Genomic DNA, 16,776 nt, shown 5'->3' with positions numbered 1-16,776 from the left:
ATGTTACGGGACAATCACTCTCCGAGGTCGTAGATCACGACGTTGCCGACACTGTGTCGCCGTACGGCGAGCTGGTCGAGCGCGGGCGCCACCGGGCCGTTGCGCGCGTCGGCGTACAGCCAGCGGACGCCGTACTCGTCGCGCAGCCTGGCCAGCACGTCCGTCGTCGGTGTGGTGAGGGCCTGCTCGGTGAGGGCGACGCGGTCGGGCCACGGCGACGGCTGCTCGGTGTAGCGGCGGCCGCCGTCGCCCTGCTTCGCCATGGCCTGGCTGGTGTACGCCCAGCCTTCGATCAGCGCGCGGCGGCCGGCGATGCCGCTGACGAGGTAGCCGCGCGCATCACAGCCCGGCGCGTGCGGGCCTGCCGGCCGGCACCAGGTGTTGGTTGCGACCACGTCGGTCGGTGCGGAGTGCCTCCCGAGCCACAACGCGGCGGCGGCCTCGTCCGGGTAGACCCACCAGCGCGCGGCGCGGTATGTCGGGGCCTTCTCGGTGTCGCCGCGGACAGCGCTCTGCAGGAAGGAGCTGATCGGAGCGGTCGACAGCAACACCAGTACGACGAACATGCCGCCGCCTGCTTGCCGGAAGAACAGCCGCCACGCCAGCACCAGGATGAGCGTGATGCCGAGGACGACGAGCAGCATGCGCGTGCTCAGCCACAGCTGTCGACCCGGCGAAGCGGCAGGCACCCCGCGCGCCCAGACCAGCAGACCGGCGTACACAATCGACAGGACGAAGGCGGCGATCGCGATCGGGACAGGTCGTCCGGCTGCGCGCGCACTGGTCGCCGCGAACCAACCGGCCCCTGCCAAGCTGAACGGCGCCACGGTGTAGACGAAGTACGACTCGCTCACCGACGGGTGGTCGACGAGCAGGTACCCGAGCCAGCCGGCGATCATCGCACCGAGCAGGAACCACGCCACCGGGTCCTTGCGGCCGGCCACTCCGAAGCCTGCCCAGGCCATCGCCTGCAGCGTCAGGAGCAGACCGAGCAGCAGGCTGAGCGTCCCGATCACCTCGCCGTGTGCCAGCGCCGGGAGGATCAACCCGCCGGCGCCGGGCTGAGTCCTGTCACCGGTGGCCGCCGGGTAGACGGGCAGCGACTTCAGTACGGCGAGGAACTGCAGCCGCGAACCACTGGTGCTGCCGGCAACGGTCACGAAGGTGATCGCGCCGACGACGAGCAGCACGGCCGCCGTACCGATCAGCCGCCAGGGGATGCGCCGAGTCGTCAGTAGGAGGTACAGGGCAGCAAGGCCAACAGCTGCTACCAGCAACGGCAGGACTGTGGGCTTGGAGCCGCCGCCGACGATCGCCACGGGCACGGTGATCAGCCAGAGCCAGCGGCTCCCCTCCTTGAACAGCAGGTGGATCAGAAACACCGCAACGGCGACCGCCGCGACCATGCCGAACGTCTGCGACGGACTGAGCAGGCTGACCGGCGGGGCCAGGTTCACACTCGTGTCGACGAGCAGGAATAGTTGCGGCGCGGCCAGCGCGAGAGCCGCGAGTACGCCGGTCCACCAGGTGCGGCTGACGGTGCGCGCGAGTGTGGCGCAGACCAGCAGTGCAACGACCAGCCACGGGAGGACCCAGAGCCGGAACAGCACAACCATCGGTGTCAGCCGGGTGACGTCCACTGCCGCGGCCATGTCGGCGTTGGCGAACCAGTGGTATTCCAGCGGTTCTCCGACAACCTGCGGTGTCTCCGGCGGCACCGACCGGATCAGCTCCTGCACCATCGACAGGTGGTACAGCAGGTCGGGATAGTACGCCTCACCGTGCGGCGGCATCGGGTGGTACGCCATCACGCCGTACGTCGTCGCACCGACCATCACGGCCGCGGACACCGCCAGGCCCCAGGTCCATGCGACCGGCAACGGTTTCGGGTCCGCGATCCGGAAGTGTTGCCGTCCGGAGATCGCGAAGACGGCCAGGACCAATGCCGGCCAGACGATCAGCCAACGTTGCCAGCCGAGCGCGGTGAAGATCGCCCAGCCGATCAGCTGCCACGTCGCGCCGACGACCGACCCGAGCCCGAGGTCCTCGGCCCAGTTCCCGGTACTGCGCCACGCGGCCCGCAAGAGCAGCGTCCCGGGCAGCGCGATCGCTGCGGCGAAGTAGCCGGCGTACTTGAGGAGCGGACCGGCCTCGACGTCACCGAGCGCTGCGAACCCACCGGCCGCCACCAGCATCGGCAGCAACCACGGGAGGGACCGCTTCATCTGTTGGTCTGTGTGCTTTCGTGGATCGGGTCCTCTTGATGCCCGTGGTCCTCGAGACTGTCGTAGCCGACCAGGAACTGCGGCCGGCGCTGGCTCGACTGGAACAAGCGGGCGACGTACTCCCCCAGCAGGCCGAGGCAGAGCAGCTGGATCGCGCCGATCACGCTGACCGCGAGCACGGTCGACGTCCAGCCGGGGATGCTCCGGCCGGTCAGCTTGATCACCAGCGCGCCGACCACGAACAGCCCGGACATCGCGCCACCGAGCAGCCCGAGCCAGGTCGCGAGCCGCAGCGGCGCCGCCGAGAACGCGGTGACGCTGTCGAACGCGAGCCGGACCATCTTCGACACGCTGTACTTCGTCGACCCGGCGGCGCGCTCCGCCCGGACGTACGGAACCTCGGTGCTCGGGAAGCCGAGCCACGGGATGACGAGGCGGAACACCCGGCCGTCGTCGGGCAACGCGTTGACCGCGTCCACCACGCGACGCGTCACCAGCCGGAAGTCGGCGGCGTCGAACGGGATCTGCTTGCCGACCAGGCGGCACATCAGGCGGTAGTACAGCCGGGCCGTCGTCCGCTTCGCCCAGGAGTCGCTCGAGCGGTCGGAGCGGACGCCGTACACGACGTCGACGTCCTGCTCGTGGACGGCCCGCAGGAAGTCCGCGATCACCTCGGGCGGGTCCTGGAGGTCGGCGTCGATCGTGACGACGTACCGGCCGCGGGCTCGGCGGAAGCCGGCCGACTGCGCGGCCTGGTGCCCGGAGTTGCGGAGCAGCCGGACGACCCGCAACTGCGCCCAGTCCTTCGCCGCGTCGAGGAGCAGCGCCGCGGTCCGGTCCCGGCTGCCGTCGTCGACCACGAGCAGCTCGTAGCTGACCCCGAGCCCGTCGAGCAGCGGGTGCATCCGCTCGAAGAAGATCGGCAGCACCTCCTCCTCGTCGTACATCGGTACGACGACGGAGAGCTCGGGCTGGGTCATCAGCTGCCTTTCCGCGTCCTGGCTGTCAGATTGCTGACCTTACCCCGCTAGGGCGAGATGGCGACGGCTCCCGTACGGCGTGGGTCGCCGACGGCGAGGAGGCCGTCGGACGGGTCCCAGAACGCGGCCGCGACGCCGCCGAAGTACATCGAGTGCGGCGGCATCGGGCGGGTCGGCAGTCCGGTCGAGCCGGAGACCGGGAGGTCGTCCTCGTAGTCGACGACGACGTTCTCCCGGACGCGGACGTGCAGCCGCGGGTGCTCGACGGCCTCCCGGAGCGGCAGGCCGCCGTGGGTGTAGAGCGCGTAGACCTGGGCGAGCGCGGTCGGGATCCGGTCCGAGCCGGGCGAGCTGATCGCCAGGACGGCGCCGTCGCTGTCGCGGCGGGCGACGCTCGGCGCCATGTTCGACGTGAGGCGGGTGCCCGGGGCGAGGCTGTGCGGACCGCCGTGCAGGAGCTCCTGCTCGCCGAGCGCGTTGTTCAGCCAGATGCCGGTGCCGGGCGTGAGCACCCCGGAGCCGTACCCGGACGAGACCGTGATCGCGCACGCGTCGCCCTCGTCGTCCACGACCGAGACCGTCGCCGTGCTGGGCGAGGACAGCGCACGAAGATCACCGGCCGCCGCGAGTTCGAGCAGTCGTTGGCCTTCGAGCTTCCGTACGTCCTCTTCGTCGAGCTCGGCGAGCCGCCGGCCGAGCACCGCGTGCTGCACTTCGATGAGCCGCTCCAGCTCGGACTGGCTCCAGCTACCGTCGTCCGGTACGCCGTCCAGCAGCGCGAGCATCGCCGCGACGGCGACTCCCCCGACGGCGGGCGGCGGGTTGGTGGCCAGGCGCCAGCCGTTCTGGTTGACGACGAGAGCCGGACGTACGACGGCCTCGTACGCGGCGAGGTCCTCGGCGGTGAGGATGCCTTCGTTCGCGGCCATGTCGCGGATCAGGAGCTGGGCGAGCTGGCCGGTGTACATGGTCTCGGCGCCGTCGCGGGCGATCAGCTCCAGCGCGTCGGCGAGCTCCGGGATGACGAGCGTCGTACCGGCCTTGATCACCTCGCCGTCGTCGCCGTGGACGACGCCGTGGCTCGGCTGGTGCCAGCCGAAGATGCTGTCATGGGTGAAGCCGAGGTAGTACCCCGAGGTGCGGCTCAACGGGAAGCCGTTGCGGGCGACGTCGATCGCGGGCTGCACGACCTCGCGCCACGGCGCCTTACCGGAACGGCGGTGGGCGAGGTCGAGCGCCTTCATCCCGCCCGGCGTGGCGACGGAGCCGTGGCCGACCGTGGTCGTCGTACCGCCGCCGTAGTCCGTGGTCACGTCCCAGACGCCGCGCCCGAACCGCTCGGCCGACAGCCCTCGCCCCGGCATCTCGACCCAGCCGTCGATGGTCACCGGATCCCCGCCCGCGACCTGCAGCGTGACGAACCCACCCGAGGCCGGCGACACCACGCCGACCTCGTTGACCATCGTCACCAGCGTGGCGGCGATCGCGGCGTCCACCGCGTTCCCGCCCTCGGCAGCCACCCGCACACCCGCCTCGGCGGCGACCGTGTTGGGCGCCGCCACCGCGACCCGTGGATGCCCGCCGCTCATCGCGAACACCCGCCCGGCCGGCGCGCGGCGCCCGTGTACATGCCGTCAGCCGACCCGTTGCACGGCGCCGAAGCGGTCGACCGTGACCTGGACGGCGGCCTGCCGCGCGTCGGCGACCTCGTTCTCCTTCAGGGTGCGGTCCGGGGCCCGGAATCGGAGCGCGAACGCGAGCGACTTCTTGCCCTCGCCGATCTGCTCGCCGGTGTACACGTCGAACAGCCGGACACCTTCGAGCAGCTCGCCCGCGCCCTCGACGAGCGCGGCCTGCACGTCCGCCGCCGACACCTCGGCCGGGACGATCAGCGCGACGTCCTCCTTGGCCACCGGGTACGACGAGAACGGGTGCGCCGCGATCGACTCCGGACCTGCCGCGATCAGCGCGTCGAGGTCCAGCTCGACCGCGCTCGACCGGGTCGGCAGGCCGAACGCCTGGCAGACCTTCGGGTGCAGCTCACCCGCATGCCCGACGACCTTGTCGGCGACCGAGAACTCCGCGCACCGCCCCGGGTGCCACGGCGCGAGCTCCGCGTTCTTCACGTCGAGCTCGACGCCGACCGCTTGGGCGATCAGGCGCGCGACCTGCACCGCGTCCGCCCAGCCGGCCGGGCGGCCCTTGCCCCACCAGCCGGTCGGGGTCAGCGCACCGGTCAGCACGACGCCGACGTGCAGCGGCTGGTCCGGCAGGGCGTCGTACAGCGACTGGACTTCCGCGTCGCTCGGGCGCTGCGCGACCGACGGCAGCGGCGCGGGCTTCGTCTCGGCCTTCGGGACGAAGACCAGGCCGGTCTGGAAGATCGCCAGGTCGTTCGCGCCGCGACCGACGTTGCGCTCGGCGGTCCGGAGCAAGGTCGCGAGCAGGGTCGTCTGCATCGACGGCTCTTCGTCGGACAGCGGGTTGACGAGCTTGACCGTCGTACGGCGGGCGTCGTCGGCCGGGATACCCATCGCGTCGAAGTCGGCGGCACCCGTGAACGGGTACGACACCACCTCGGTCAGCCCGGCGCCGACCAGCGCGGTCGCGACCTTCCGTCGCCGCTTCTGCGCCACCGTCAGCCCTTGCCCACCCGGAGCGGCCGGCAGGATCGACGGCACGTTGTCATACCCGAACAGGCGAATGACCTCTTCGGCGAAGTCGTTCGGATCGTGCAGATCGGGCCGCCACGACGGCGGTGTCACGGTGAGCAGATCGTCGCCCGCAAGCTCGGCGGACGGGTCGACCACCAGCGCCGGTGCGTGCACACCGGCCGCGAGCGGTGCGGGCTTCGCGTCGGAAGCCGCAGGTTCGACCGTGCAGCCGACCGACCGCAGGTGCTGCAGCGTGTCCTCGATGGTGACCGGGGCGCCTGCTACCCGGGCCGCGTGGTCCGCGCGCAGGGTCACCGGCTCGGGGGTCGGGTGGGTGTCGATGACGGTTTCGTCGGGGAGGACGGTGCCGCCGGCATACTCGGCCAGGAGGTCCGCAACGCGTTGGGCGGCGTACCTCGGCAGAGCCGGGTCGGCGCCGCGCTCGAAGCGCCGCGACGCCTCCGACGACAGCTTGTGCCGGCGGGACGCCCGCGCGATCACGATCGGGTCGAAGTGGGCGGCCTCGATGACGACGTCGGTGGTCGTGTCGGAGATCTCCGTCGACGCTCCGCCCATCACCCCGGCGACGCCGATCGGCCCGGAGTCGTCGGTGATCAGCAGGTCCTCGGCGTCCAGCTCCCGCGTCTGGTCGTCCAGCGTCATCAGCTTCTCGCCGGCGTTCGCGCGCCGTACGACGATCGCACCCGACAGCCGCGCCTTGTCGTAGCCGTGGATCGGCTGTCCGAGCTCGAGCATCACGTAGTTCGTGACGTCGACGCCGATCGAGATCGGCCGCATCCCGGAGGCGAGCAGCCGCTTCTGCATCCACCGCGGCGACAACGCCTTCGGGTCGATCCCGGTCACCGTCCGGGTGACGAACACGCTGCACGCCGGGGCGTCGTCCACCCGCACCGGATAACCACCGGAGCCGGCGCCCGTCAGCGGCAGCTCCGCCGGATCCTTCAGCGGTACGCCGTACGCCGTCGCGGCCTCGCGCGCCACACCGCGGATCGACAGGCAGTACCCGCGGTCGGGCGTCACCGCGATGTCGAGGACGTCGTCGCGCAGCGCGAGCAGCTCGATAGCGTCGTCACCAGGCTCGGCCTCGCCCGGCTCGAGCACGACGATGCCGTGCGTGCCGTCGTCGCCGAGGCCGAGCTCGGCACTCGAGCAGATCATCCCGTTCGACACGTGGCCGTACGTCTTGCGCGCCGAGATCGCGAACCCGCCCGGCAGCACCGCGCCCGGCAGCACCACGACCACCAGGTCGCCGACCTCGAAGTTGTGCGCACCGCAGACCACCCACTGCGGCTCGTCCTTGCCGATGTCCAGCGAGCACCAGCGGATGGTCTTGCCGTTCTTCTGCGGCTCGTTCTCGTACGTGAGCACCTTGCCGACCACGAGCGGGCCGGTCAGGTCGGACTCCTCGACGGTCTCCACCTCGAGGCCGGCCCGGATCAGCTGCTCCGCGACCTGGCGGCCGGTGACGTCCGCCGGCAGGTCGACGTACTCACGGAGCCATGACAGTGGGACCCGCATCAGATCTCCATCCCGAACTGGCGGCTGAACCGCACGTCACCCTCGACCATGTCCCGCATGTCCTCGACGCCGTTGCGGAACATCAGCGTCCGCTCCAGGCCCATGCCGAAGGCGAAACCGGAGTACCGGTCGGTGTCGATGCCGCAGGCCTGCAGGACCCGCGGGTTCACCACGCCGCAGCCGCCCCACTCGATCCAGCCCTCGCTGCCGCAGGTCCGGCACGGGCGGTCCGGGTTGCCGACGGAGGCGCCGCGGCAGACGAAGCACTTCAGGTCCACCTCGGCCGACGGCTCGGTGAACGGGAAGAAGTTCGGCCGCAGCCGCGCCTCGAGGCCCTCGCCGAACATCGACACGACGAAGTGGTCGAGCGTGCCCTTGAGGTGCGCGAGCGTGATGCCCTCGTCCACGACCAGGCCCTCGACCTGGTAGAAGACCGGCGTGTGCGTCGCGTCCAGCTCGTCGGTGCGGAACACGCGGCCCGGGCAGATCACGTAGATCGGCGGCTTGCGGGTCAGCATCGACCGCGCCTGCACCGGCGACGTGTGCGTCCGCAGTACCTTGCCGGAGCCGGCCGGCTCGACGAAGAAGGTGTCCTGCATCTGCCGCGCCGGGTGGTCGGGCTGGAAGTTCAGCGCGTCGAAGTTCAGCCACTCGGCCTCGACCTCGGGGCCCTCGGCGACGTCCCAGCCGAGCGCGGTGAAGACGTCCGCGACCTGCTCGGAGATCAGCGACAGCGGGTGCCGCGCGCCGAGCTGCGGGGTGTGCCACGGCAGCGTCACGTCGACGCGCTCGGTGGCCAGCATCCGCTCCTCGTGCTCCTCCTCGAGGACGGCGAGCCGGGCCGCGAAGGCCTCGTTGATCGCCTTCCGGGCGGCGCCGATCCGCTGACCGGCCTCCTTCCGGGCCTGCGGCGGCAGCGCGCCGATCTCCCGGTTCGCCAGCACGATCGGCGACTTGTCCCCGAGATGGGTGACCTTGGCCTCCTGCAGGGCGGCCAGATCCGCCGCCCCGGTGAACGCCGTCAGCGCCTCGTCACGGGTCCGCTCCACCTCTTCGGCATGCAGCGGCGTCACTTCGACCGGGTCGTAATCAGTGTTGGGACCGGACATGGCTCGCTCTCGGGTTGGTACGTCTACGGCTTGCAGTCTAGAAACCCCAGCCCGAATACCGTGAATCGGCCGTCCACAACCCCCGCCTCCAGCCCGGTTGGGGAGGATTTTGCCCCCGGATCGGGAAGAGATCCTCCCCAACCGGCTAGGTGGTGAGCGGGCAGGTGGGTGCGCAGGGGCGGGGAGATCCGGTCCAGCCGCGGAAGCGTAGGGCGGCGACCACTTGTGCCGCCGCGGCGCACGGTTCGCTGACCAACTGATACCCGAAGCGCAGCGTCAGCTTGCCGGACGTCGCGGCCGCGTTGTCCCGATTCATGTCACGCCAGCGACTGGCCGGGTCTGCATGTCCCACCTGACCGTCCAGTTCGACGAGCACGTCGTACGGCGAGTACTCGGAGTCCCGGTAGACGACGGCACCGTCGTCGGCGGCGCGAACCTGTCGTCGCGCCCGCGGCAGCCCGTGCGCGCGTTCGACGCGTCGAAGGTACGCCTGCTCGAGGAACGACTGCACGCCTTCGGCCGCCTCGGCCAGGATCCGCCGGATGACCCCGCGGCCCCGCAACTCAGGCAGCGACTCCAGCTCTGCCAGCAACCGAGCGGGCGTCGTCAGGCGTTGCCGGCACGCATCGAACAGTACGGCGGCCCGGCGCGAAACATCCGCTTCCGCCGCCGCGGTGAGGAGCAGCGCGACCTCCAATCGCACCGTCGGCGGTTCGCGACACGGCTGCACGAGCGCGGACAGATGCCGGTGGCGAGTGACGACGATCCCGGGTCCCGGGTCAATGCGGCGCGCATGCGGTACTGCGACCTGAATCCGCTCGTCCCACCGGCTCCCGGTCACGCCGTACCGGCGGAGCGCGGTCGGACCCGTCAACGCTGCCCCGGGGCCGCACGCCAGCCACGCCGCCCACACCCTGGTCTCCCAGGGCAGTGGTCCGGTGAAGTCGACGTACACACCTGTATGAACCCGCTGCACCTGCCGGGCCCGGCGACGCCCGAGCAACACCTTGTCGGTGATTCCGTGGGCCAGCGCCTGGGCCCGGGTGAACGCGCCCGCCTGCCGCGCGCGCACGTCCGCGAACGCGTGGCTCGCAATACTCTCTTCCACGCCAAGAACATGCACGCGTCCCACCACCCCCACCCCGCCCACCTCTCCTCCCTGTGGACAGCGGATGTGGGGAGGATTTCTTCCCGATCCGGGATGAAGATCCTCCCCAAGCCGGGCGATCAGCCGAGGCGGTGGCGCGCGCGGACCACTCCGACCAGGATGCCGAGGCCGGCGAAGAAGGCGCCGACGCCGATCGGGAGGTAGAAGTACGGGTCGTCCGCGGCGCCGGGCGGCGGCCGCCACGAGCCGTTACGAGGCTCGGAGAGCAGCAGGAACACCGCACCGGCGACGTCGTACGCGACGGCCAGCACGATCGTGAGCACCGCGAGCACCCGCGCCCACCGCAGTACCACCCGGTTCCCGCGCCAGCGGCCGGCCAGCATGGTGCTGAGCGCGGCCGGCGTCAGGAGGAACAGGCACATCAGGACCAGGTTGGCCAGCCACTGGTACTCAGGCACGGCTCTCCAGCCTGCTCCGGCGCAGCGTGTTCACCGCCCAGGCAAGAGTCAGCCCGAGAAACCACCACGGCGAACGGTGGCCGATCTCCTGTTCGGCGGTCCGGAGCCGGATCCGGGTCGGCAGGTCGATCAGCCAACGTCGCGTCATGCGGGCAATGTTGTCAGCGGACCGGGTCGTCCACCGCCGGTACCGCGTCCTGCGGTACGGCGTCCTGCTCCTTCCCGGCGCCCCTCGGCAGCACCACCAGCGCGACCACCGCGCCGGCCACCGCGCCGACCGCGCCGACAGTCATCGCGATCGACATCGCGTCGACGAACGCATGCTTGGCCGCGGCCAGGAAGTCCGGACCGAGGGCGAGCGTGTCCGCGATCGACTTCCGCGCCGCCTCCGGGACGGAGTCCGGGAGCGCCGACGAGTACGCCGCCGCGAGCACACTGCCCAGTACCGCGACCGACAACGCGGCCCCGGTCTGCTGGACCGTGTCGTTCATCGCCGAGCCGACGCCGCGGTGGTCCGGCGGAACGGCCTGCATCAGCAGCGTGTACGCCGCCGGACCCGCCAGGCCGCCACCGATCCCCATGACGAGCAGGCCGGCGATCAGCAGGCCGTACCCGGTCGAGTCGGACACCTGGGTCAGGATCCCGAAGCCGGCCGCGATGATCCCCAGGCCGAGCGCGATCAGCGTCCGGTCGGAGACCTTCTTGCCGAGCGTCGCTCCGAGCCCGTTGAACATCGCCGCGGCGACGGCATACGGGAGCAGCGCGAGACCGGCCTTCAACGGCGTGTACCCGAGCGCGAACTGCAGGTACTGCGTCAACGCCAGCATCAGACCGCCCGCGGTGAACGACAGCAGCACGATCGAGAAGCTCGTCCCGCTGAACCGCCGGTCCTTGAACAGCTCCAGCGGCACCATCGGGTGCGCGCTCCGCTTCTCCCACAGCGCGAACCCGATCAGCGCGGCCACCCCGACCGCCAGCCCGCCGAGCACCCGGCCGGAGCTCCAGCCGTGCGCCGGGATCGAGACGATCGCCCACACCACGGACGCCATCCCGACGATCGTCAGGACGGCACCGGCCGGGTCGACGTCGCGGGCCGGGCCCTTCGACTCCGGGATCAGCGCCAGCGCGCCGATGATCGCCAGGATCGCGATCGGCACGTTCAGCCAGAAGATCGAGCCCCACCAGAAGTGGTTCAGCAGCACGCCGCCGACGGTCGGACCGGCCACCACGCCGACCATCGCGACCATCGACCAGCCCGCCATCGCCTTGCGGTGCTCCTCCGGCGCGAACACCGTGAACAGGATCGACAGCGTGCTCGGCATCAGCAGCGAGCCGCCGACCCCCATCAGCCCACGGCAGGCGATCAGCTGCCAAGGCGTCTCGGCCAGCGTGGCCAGCAACGACGCCGCGCCGAAGACCACGAGTCCGATCAGCAGCATCTTCCGCCGCCCGTACCGGTCGGAGAGGCTTCCGGCGGTCAGCAGCAGCCCGGCGAACGCCAGGATGTACGCGTCGATGACCCACTGGATGTCGGCGGGGGTCGCGCCGAGGTCCCGCATCAGGGCCGGGATCGCCAGGTTGAGGACGGTGTTGTCGACCACCAGCACCATCAGGCTCAAGCACAGGATCAACAGGATCCACCAGCGCCGGGGATGCCCGGTCGCGGTGGACTCGAACGGTGTACTAGTCACTCGAACACTGTACGACACTCTCGTACAGTGTGCGAGTCCTTTGTAGGATGGACGGCATGACCGACTCGATCTGGACCCGGGACCGCAAGGCCGCGCCCGCGAAGGAGACGCTGAGCCGCGCGCAGATCGTGGCGGCCGCGATGGAGATCCTGGACGCCGACGGCGTGACCGGGCTGAGCATGCGCAAGCTCGCGGCGAAGCTCGACGCCGGCGCGACCAGCCTCTACTGGCACGTCCCGACCAAGGACGACCTCGTCGACCTGCTGATCGACGAGGTCTGGTCCGAGATCGACGTCCCCGATCCGGAGCTCGCCGGGTGGCGGAACGGCGCGCTGCTGTTCGGCCACAGCCTGCGGTCCGCCGTCCTGCGGCATCCGTGGCTGCCGGAGGTGATGTACGTGCGTCCGACCATCGGGCCGAACGCGATGGCGCTCGGCGAGCGAGGGCTGGCGCTGTTCGGTGCGGCCGGGTTCTCCGACCGCGACGTCGACCTCGCGATGGGCAACGTGATGTCGTACGTGCTCGGCACCGTGAGCGCCGAGGTCGCGACCCGGGAGATGCTCCGCAAGTCCGGCCGCTCCGAGGAGAGCTGGATCAGCGAGCGGCTGGCAGAGGCCCAGGCGGCCGCCGCCGAGTACCCCGAGATGCAGGAATCGGTCCGCCGCCGCACCGCGGCCGGCCTCGACACCAGCCTCACCGAGAACTTCGTCTTCGGCCTCGACGCCCTCCTCGACGGCCTCGAAGCCCGCGTCAAGAAGTAGCGCTCACACCCGGCCGCCCACACGATCCGCTCGGAGCCCGCGCACCCGCCGCGGGTGCTGAGACCTGGCAGCGGTCGGTGTGGGAGCGAGGCCGTCGGAAGGCGGGAGCTGCGGGCCCGCGGATGTCCGAGTGTGGTGGATGAGCCAGTCGGTGGGTTTGAAGTGGGCCGAGAGGTTGCGGCCGAGGGCTGCTTCGTTGAAAGGGCCTGTGGATTCGAAGACGCCCAGAGACAGCGGGCGACTGAGCTTGTCCTCCCAGCGGGTGGCCCAGTCGGCGAGGTGCGGCAACGCGCCGCGGACGGCCTGTTTGTCCAGGTAGCCGTGGCCGCCCATGAAGTCGCCCGGGTAGCGGTCGCGGTGGTGCTCGCGCCAGTACGTGCGGGCCACCCGGATCGCAGCCGTGCTGTTGATTCGAGGTCGTAGTCGCTCGGCTCCGGCTCGAGGCCGAGGCGGTACATGGCGTCGTACGGACGGCGCAGCGGCCGCCGCTGGTCGTCGCCGAACCACTCCCGCATCCGGCCGAGTGCCTCCGGCCGGTCCGCGAGCTCGGCTTCGGTCGGCAGCGTCTTCCGCACCCCGGAGAAGAACTCGGCAGCCGTTCCCTTGAGCCGTACGTCGACCTGGGTCGCGCCGACCCGGTCCTGCTGCAAAGCGTGCAGCAGCTCGCCCGCGAACTGGTGGTACAGCTTCGGGGTCAGCCCCATCGGCGACTGCCCGGTGAGCATCCACCGCACGTGCTGCTCGTCGATCCGCAGAAACTCCAGATCGCGCCCGGCCACCGCATACCCGGAGTCGTCCCGCAACCACCAAGCCGGCGCCTCCTCCCGCCCGTCCAGAATCCGCCCGATCCGCACATCCAACGCATCCGCCGCCCGCACCCGCGCGGCCACCGTCCGCGGATCCCACCCACCCCCAACCACCACCTCCGGGACCTTCCGAGTCGGGCCCCGGCTGCCTGCCGACCGGTCGATCCCCGACGCATGCTCGAGGCGCGGATCGGCCACCACCACATCGACCACAGCCCGGCGGTTGCCCGGCAGCAGCACCCACCGCTTCTCGCCGACGGATCCCATCCCGGTCGTCGGCAGTGCGACGACGTCCTCCGCCGGGTGCCGAGCGGCGAGAATCACGCCCGGCTCCTGCCGCGCCGCCAGCCAGTCGGCGATGACCTGCCGGTCGGGCGACCAACTCGCCAGCGGCCGCTGCGGAACCTCGACGACCTGCCCGGCGCTGTCCTCGGCGGCCCAGGCCGGCCGCTTCCCGTCGCGGGACCAGATGTGTGCCCGGTACGAGATCAGGCCGGTGATCCCGCGAGCCCGCAGGACCTCCTGGGTCATCGTGTACTGCGTCCGCAGGAAATCGGCCAGCGCGCTCCGGTTGTACCTGAGCTCGAGCTCCACGGATCGCCGCGTCTCCCGGTCCAGCTGGGCGTCGACCACGTGCCGCAGCCCGAACTCGTCGCGGGTGACGGCCTGCAGCGCGAAGACCCGGGCGTTGTTGCTGGAGCCGTACGTCCACGCACCCATCAGCTCGCCGGTCGCGATCAGGCGCACCAGGCGCTCGGCCTCCGCGGTGTCCATGCAGACAGCCCGGTGTGCGTGCGAGCGGTACGCGGCCGAGCGGAGCTCATCGGTGTGCAGCACCTGGGCACCCGCCGCCGGGTACCGCGCGTCGTCGGGGAGCAACACGTACCGGCTGTCGCCGAGGCGGTCGACCATCTCGCTGCTGACGACGAGGCCCATCGCGGCGAGCACCAGCTCGGGTGTGGACGAGCGCATTCGTCCGGCCAGCGCCTCGACCGCGATCGCCTCCGCACGTCGGGCGTCGGTGACGCGGCCGTCGTCGGTCAGCAGCGCAGCACCGAGACGCCGGTACCTCCGGCGCTCGTCGGGCGGTACGGCGTCAGTGTCCATCGAGGAACTCCTGCGCCTGCCTGCGCACGTTCGCCGGCGCCTCGTGCCAGACCGGGTCGCGCATCAGTTCCCGGAGCTTGACCTCCTTGACCTCGCGCGGCGCGTCCCGGACGAGACCCAGGTGCCGCCACACCAGGTCCAGGTCATCCGGAAGATTCCAGTACCTGTCGAAAGCGGCCGCCGCCTCCCAGGCCGGATCGGGCGAGCTGACCAGTACTTCGTCGGCCTTGGCGGGGGGTTCTATTTCGATCAGGTGGAGGTTGAGGTGGTCGATGGCTGCGCGGAAGGCGGCTCGTTGGGATTCGAGGAAGGCCGGGGTCGGTCTGTCGGCTGTGGTCTGGAAGAGGGTGAAGACCCAGCCGTCGGTGTTCAGGCGGGACAGGTCGAGGACCAGCTCCACCTCGCCGTCGGTGAGTTTGCGGTGGGCGAGGCTGATGTCGGCCGCCGGGCCCTCGGTGCGTGGGCCTTCGGTGAGGGCGAAGGTCTGCCGGAGCCAGGCCACCTGGTCCTCGGAAAGGTCGCCGGAGGAGAGGGCACGCAGCGCGGGCCAGAGCATGTCGGGGTCCTTTCGTCAGCGGTACGTGACGAAAGCCTTGCACAGCGGCGCCTTCAGCGGCCGGAGTTATCCACAGGGCCGGGCGGGAGGTGGATCGGGTTGGTCCAGGCACGGCCGCCGGTCGCATCCTCGATGGTGATCCGGCAGTGCAGGCCGCGGAACAGCTCCAGCGGCAGCGAGCACTCGGTGAGGTCGGTGCCCTGGGCAACTTCTGCGCCGGGGTGGCCGCCGCTGAGCAGGATCTTCGTGGCCGGGGAGCAGCGGACGACGACCACGTCCGCCTCGACGCGTACGTCGTACAGCTCGGGGCCGGTGCTGGAGTAGAAGTGGCCGGCCTTGAGCGCGGCCAGCAGGGCGTCCGGCTCGAGGGTTTCGGCGCGGACGTGGACCCAGGCCTGGCACGGCGGCGGGTCCTGGGGTTGCAGGTGGGCGTCGTCGGCGGCGTACGTCGTGAAGCGGTGGCCGCGGTTCAGCAGGACGTCGGTGAGATGCCAGCTGTCGCCGCGGTTCTCCCGGTCGGCGAGCGCGTTGTAGACCTCGACCGAGTGCGCCGCATCCAGGCTCTCCGCATCGATCGCCGTCAGTAGCGACGCGGCCGGATGCGCCATCCCGATGAAGGCCCCGGCCGCCCGCGCCCGGCGCGCGAGCTCGGGTCCGGTCTCCGTCGCGGTGGGCGGCGCGAAGTCCAGCGGCAGCCCGGCCGCGATGATGTGCCACTCCTGTCCGGCCTCGGTCCGCGGGGCGTGCAGCTCGGCGCCGATCAGCGTGGTGAACCCGTCCGACCGCAGCTCGCGGCTGTCGGTCATCGGGAACCCGTACTCCGGCCGGAAGTGGTCGGTGATCGCCACGAAGTCGTACCCCGCCTCGCGGTACACCGCCGCGGTGTCAGCCGGCGACAGCGCGCCGTCCGAGCGATCCGAGTGCGTATGCAGATTCCCCCGCCAGAACCGGCCAGGCAAGTCGAACGGCAGCCCCGTCACCGGCGCTGCTCCCGCGCCGACGCGTACAGGCAGATCGCGGCAGCGGTCGCGAGATTGAGCGACTCGGCCCGCCCGTAGATCGGCACCTTGACCGAGTGGTCCACGACCGCGTTGATGCCGTCCGGCAGACCGTGCGCCTCGTTCCCGAACAGCCAGACCGTCGGCTTCGCGAGCGTCCCGTCGTCGATGCACGTGTCCAGGTCCGTCGCGCCGTACCCGTCGGCCGCCAGCACCTGCAGGCCCTGCTCTCGCCAGGTCTGTACGGCGGTGACGATGTCGACGTCCGTGCTGATCGGGACGTGGAAGATGCTGCCGACGCTGGCCCGGACCGCCTTCGGGTTGTGCGGGTCGACGGACTCCGACGACAGTACGACGGCATCGGCGCCGGCCGCGTCCGCCGTACGGATCAAGGTGCCGACGTTGCCGGGGTCGCGGACCTGGACGCCGGCCGCGATCAACGTCCCGGTGCTCCCGAGCGGCACGGTGACCAGCGAGCAGACGGCGACGACGCCCTGGGAGGTGACGGTCTCGCTCAGCGCCTCGACGGCGGCGCGGTCGACCTCGAGCCACGGGACGCCGGAGGCCACGGCGAGGTCGTGCAGGTCGCGGTGCCGGGTCGCGACAGCGGGTTCGGCGTACACCTCGACGACGAGCTCGCGATGTTCGAGGGCCTCCCGGACGGCCTGCGGGCCCTCGACCAGGAAGCGGCCGGCCTTGCGCCGGAACGCACGAGTGGCGAGCCGCCGTGCCTGCTTGATCCGCGCGGATTGCGCGGTCAGCAGACCGGGACTCGCCACTCGAG

14 protein-coding genes are annotated in these 16,776 nt (G+C 71.1%); 1 reads left to right on the top strand and 13 read right to left on the bottom strand.

Annotated elements, in window-relative coordinates; translation table 11 throughout:
- Positions 1-14: 14 nt before the first annotated feature.
- From ABN611_RS22665 to ABN611_RS22625, 9 genes are all read right to left on the bottom strand, one after another.
- A complete protein-coding gene (locus tag ABN611_RS22665) occupies positions 15-2,225 on the bottom strand; it encodes a hypothetical protein (RefSeq protein WP_350274219.1) in 2,211 nt (736 codons plus the stop codon).
- On the bottom strand, positions 2,222-3,205 hold the full coding sequence (locus tag ABN611_RS22660; RefSeq protein ID WP_350274218.1) for a glycosyltransferase family 2 protein: 984 nt from the start codon (positions 3,203-3,205) through the stop codon (positions 2,222-2,224). The genes ABN611_RS22665 and ABN611_RS22660 overlap by 4 nt, the downstream gene beginning before the upstream one ends.
- Before the next feature lie 47 nt (positions 3,206-3,252).
- Entirely contained in the window at positions 3,253-4,794 is a 1,542-nt protein-coding gene (locus tag ABN611_RS22655) for a gamma-glutamyltransferase (protein WP_350274217.1), read from the bottom strand.
- Between the two features lie 45 nt (positions 4,795-4,839).
- Entirely contained in the window at positions 4,840-7,398 is a 2,559-nt protein-coding gene (locus tag ABN611_RS22650) for a phenylalanine--tRNA ligase subunit beta (RefSeq protein WP_350274216.1), read from the bottom strand.
- The gene (gene pheS, locus ABN611_RS22645; protein WP_350274215.1) at positions 7,398-8,507 is read right to left on the bottom strand and encodes a phenylalanine--tRNA ligase subunit alpha; all 1,110 of its coding nucleotides are present in this window, start codon (positions 8,505-8,507) and stop codon (positions 7,398-7,400) included. Before pheS ends, ABN611_RS22650 begins: the two co-directional genes overlap by 1 nt.
- 145 nt (positions 8,508-8,652) lie before the next feature.
- Positions 8,653-9,615 carry a hypothetical protein gene (locus ABN611_RS22640; RefSeq protein WP_350274214.1) on the bottom strand — a complete coding sequence of 321 codons (963 nt, stop codon included), beginning with the start codon at positions 9,613-9,615 and terminating at the stop codon, positions 8,653-8,655.
- 119 nt (positions 9,616-9,734) lie between these two features.
- Positions 9,735-10,073, bottom strand: a complete 339-nt coding sequence (locus ABN611_RS22635; protein WP_350274213.1) for a hypothetical protein — start codon at positions 10,071-10,073, stop codon at positions 9,735-9,737.
- Positions 10,066-10,221 (bottom strand): hypothetical protein, encoded by a 156-nt coding sequence (locus ABN611_RS22630; RefSeq protein ID WP_350274212.1) that lies wholly within the window; start codon positions 10,219-10,221, stop codon positions 10,066-10,068. The genes ABN611_RS22635 and ABN611_RS22630 overlap by 8 nt, the downstream gene beginning before the upstream one ends.
- A 13-nt stretch (positions 10,222-10,234) precedes the next feature.
- Positions 10,235-11,764 carry an MFS transporter gene (locus tag ABN611_RS22625; RefSeq protein ID WP_350274211.1) on the bottom strand — a complete coding sequence of 510 codons (1,530 nt, stop codon included), beginning with the start codon at positions 11,762-11,764 and terminating at the stop codon, positions 10,235-10,237.
- Positions 11,765-11,820: 56 nt separating this feature from the next.
- Between ABN611_RS22625 and ABN611_RS22620 the strand changes: the two genes are divergently transcribed.
- Positions 11,821-12,525: a TetR/AcrR family transcriptional regulator gene (locus ABN611_RS22620; protein WP_350274210.1), complete on the top strand. Its 705-nt coding sequence runs from the start codon at positions 11,821-11,823 to the stop codon at positions 12,523-12,525.
- Positions 12,526-12,528: 3 nt separating this feature from the next.
- Here the strand turns inward: ABN611_RS22620 and ABN611_RS22615 are convergent, their stop codons facing one another.
- The 4 genes from ABN611_RS22615 to ABN611_RS22600 form a co-directional block, all read right to left on the bottom strand.
- Positions 12,529-12,912, bottom strand: coding sequence for a hypothetical protein (locus ABN611_RS22615; RefSeq protein WP_350274209.1), 384 nt, complete (start codon positions 12,910-12,912; stop codon positions 12,529-12,531).
- 1,515 nt (positions 12,913-14,427) lie between these two features.
- Positions 14,428-14,994, bottom strand: a complete 567-nt coding sequence (locus ABN611_RS22610) for a hypothetical protein (protein WP_350274208.1) — start codon at positions 14,992-14,994, stop codon at positions 14,428-14,430.
- Positions 14,995-15,047: 53 nt separating this feature from the next.
- Positions 15,048-15,974 carry a CehA/McbA family metallohydrolase gene (locus ABN611_RS22605; RefSeq protein WP_350274207.1) on the bottom strand — a complete coding sequence of 309 codons (927 nt, stop codon included), beginning with the start codon at positions 15,972-15,974 and terminating at the stop codon, positions 15,048-15,050.
- A complete protein-coding gene (locus ABN611_RS22600) occupies positions 15,971-16,771 on the bottom strand; it encodes an RNA methyltransferase (RefSeq protein ID WP_350274206.1) in 801 nt (266 codons plus the stop codon). The genes ABN611_RS22605 and ABN611_RS22600 overlap by 4 nt, the downstream gene beginning before the upstream one ends.
- Positions 16,772-16,776 lie beyond the last annotated feature (5 nt).

This window comes from Kribbella sp. HUAS MG21, from assembly GCF_040254265.1.
Taxonomy (GTDB): Bacteria; Actinomycetota; Actinomycetes; order Propionibacteriales; family Kribbellaceae; genus Kribbella.
Note: the sequence above shows the minus strand (reverse complement) of the source record. Positions and strands in the feature narration are given on the sequence as shown.

What these genes read in the sequence shown, in the direction of transcription:
- ABN611_RS22665 (WP_350274219.1), bottom strand. Translation starts at nt 2,225, where the DNA reads ATGAAGCGGTCCCTCCCGTGGTTGCTGCCGATGCTGGTGGCGGCCGGT.
- ABN611_RS22660 (WP_350274218.1), bottom strand. Translation starts at nt 3,205, where the DNA reads ATGACCCAGCCCGAGCTCTCCGTCGTCGTACCGATGTACGACGAGGAG.
- ABN611_RS22655 (WP_350274217.1), bottom strand. Translation starts at nt 4,794, where the DNA reads ATGAGCGGCGGGCATCCACGGGTCGCGGTGGCGGCGCCCAACACGGTC.
- ABN611_RS22650 (WP_350274216.1), bottom strand. Translation starts at nt 7,398, where the DNA reads ATGCGGGTCCCACTGTCATGGCTCCGTGAGTACGTCGACCTGCCGGCG.
- pheS (WP_350274215.1), bottom strand. Translation starts at nt 8,507, where the DNA reads ATGTCCGGTCCCAACACTGATTACGACCCGGTCGAAGTGACGCCGCTG.
- ABN611_RS22630 (WP_350274212.1), bottom strand. Translation starts at nt 10,221, where the DNA reads ATGACGCGACGTTGGCTGATCGACCTGCCGACCCGGATCCGGCTCCGG.
- ABN611_RS22620 (WP_350274210.1), top strand. Translation starts at nt 11,821, where the DNA reads ATGACCGACTCGATCTGGACCCGGGACCGCAAGGCCGCGCCCGCGAAG.
- ABN611_RS22610 (WP_350274208.1), bottom strand. Translation starts at nt 14,994, where the DNA reads ATGCTCTGGCCCGCGCTGCGTGCCCTCTCCTCCGGCGACCTTTCCGAG.